We start from the raw sequence: 1611 nt of genomic DNA on the forward strand, positions 1-1611 counted from the left end.
CAGGCGCGCGCATCCGTTGCCACTGCTCAACAAAACGGTGATATTTCAGCGTTAGGTTCTGCCGAAGGGGCATTGCGCATGGGATTAGGCAGCTTATTCGCTGTAGCTGAAGCCTATCCGGAGTTGAAAGCAGATCAATCATTCCAGCATTTACAGGCTCGGATAACGGGGTTAGAAAACACTATTGCAGACCGACGTGAATTTTATAATGAAAGCGTCAATATCAATAACGTCCGTATCGAGCAATTTCCCGATGTTATCCTGGCACGCTTTTTTGGCTTTAAATCGTTTACCTTGCTCGAATTTACATCCGAAGAACTGATTGATCTGGATATCAAGAGCTTGTTTGAACGCTAGATGCAGGACTGGTTGGCTTCGCTTTCTGTTGAGATAAATAAGCTCACTGTTACTGAGTTTTATATTGCAACGGGTGTCTTATCGGCGATAGTGATCGTCGTGTTTTATCAGATGGTCAAACACTATAAATATGCCAGACTGATTGAAAATGTACCAACGGCTAAAATCCGCTCCGCACCACAGGGATATGTGGAACTGATTGGTACCACTACATTAATGGATGGCCCACCGATTATTTCGCCGGTATCAGGTACAAGATGTGTCTGGTTTCGTTATACGATTGAAGAACAAGTCACTGAATATGAAGGGAAAGGGCGTATCAAGTCGCGCTGGAAAGTCATTAAAAAACATAGCAGTGATGATATTTTCTTGTTAGATGATACTTCGGATCAGTGTGTAATTGATCCGGATGATGCCAATGTCATTACAAAACGTAAAAATCGCTGGTACAAACGAGATACTTTTCCTGCACGTCGTTATACCGAGTGGACCATACTGGAAGGGGATTATCTTTATGTGCTGGGTGATTTTCAAACCGTTGCCAGTGTTGAAGACGCAAGTTTAAAAAATATGATGACCGCCACCTTAAAAGATTGGAAACAGGATCCTAATGATCTTTTACATCGTTATGATACCAACCGTGATGGTCAGCTCAGTCAGCAAGAGTGGGAGCAAGCAAGACAAGATGCTTACCAGCAAGCGAAAGTAAAAGTCGGTGCCATGGCACATGAAAAACCACTGAGTATACTGAAAGCATCAACACAGAAAGACCAGCCATTTATTTTATCTACTGAATCAGAAGCGAACTTGATCAACCGTCACAAAAGCATTGCTTATGCATGTGGACTTGGCTTTTTTATCGTGGGTATCTGTCTGGTGTGGATGATAAATCAACGAATAGGGATAGTATGATCGAACGCATTGATGAACTATTTGCAGACAATGGTTTATTATCCAAACACATTTCAGGTTACACCAGTAGAACCCAGCAATTGGAGATGGCACGACAGGTCGGTGAAGCGCTAACGCATGGTGATATTCTTATCGCTGAAGCCGGCACGGGTACAGGTAAGACCTTTGCCTACCTTGCACCAGCCATGCTTTCAGGGCAGAAAGTGTTTATCTCAACGGGTACAAAAAACTTACAAGATCAATTATTTAACAAAGACTTACCGAAACTTCGTGAAGTACTTTCTGTGCCATTAAAAACGGCCTTATTGAAAGGCCGAAGTAATTATCTCTGTCATCACCGTC

3 protein-coding genes are annotated in these 1611 nt (G+C 42.8%); all 3 read left to right on the forward strand.

What is annotated here, in order from left to right; translation table 11 throughout:
• A partial coding sequence (locus tag B3V56_RS14155; RefSeq protein WP_289284446.1) for a LemA family protein occupies positions 1-357 on the forward strand: 357 nt, incomplete at its 5' end.
• Positions 358-1269: a hypothetical protein gene (locus B3V56_RS14160; RefSeq protein ID WP_289282353.1), complete on the forward strand. Its 912-nt coding sequence runs from the start codon at positions 358-360 to the stop codon at positions 1267-1269.
• Positions 1266-1611, forward strand: a 346-nt coding sequence (locus B3V56_RS14165) for a DEAD/DEAH box helicase (protein ID WP_349676209.1), incomplete at its 3' end; no start/stop codon positions are given. The genes B3V56_RS14160 and B3V56_RS14165, both read left to right, overlap by 4 nt.

Origin of the sequence: Methylophaga sp. UBA2513, assembly GCF_002341285.1 — a bacterium.
GTDB lineage: Bacteria > Pseudomonadota > Gammaproteobacteria > Nitrosococcales > Methylophagaceae > Methylophaga > Methylophaga marina.

Bases quoted from the DNA above. Each gene is read 5' to 3' on its own strand.
- B3V56_RS14160 (WP_289282353.1), top strand. From the start codon at position 358: ATGCAGGACTGGTTGGCTTCGCTTTCTGTTGAGATAAATAAGCTCACT.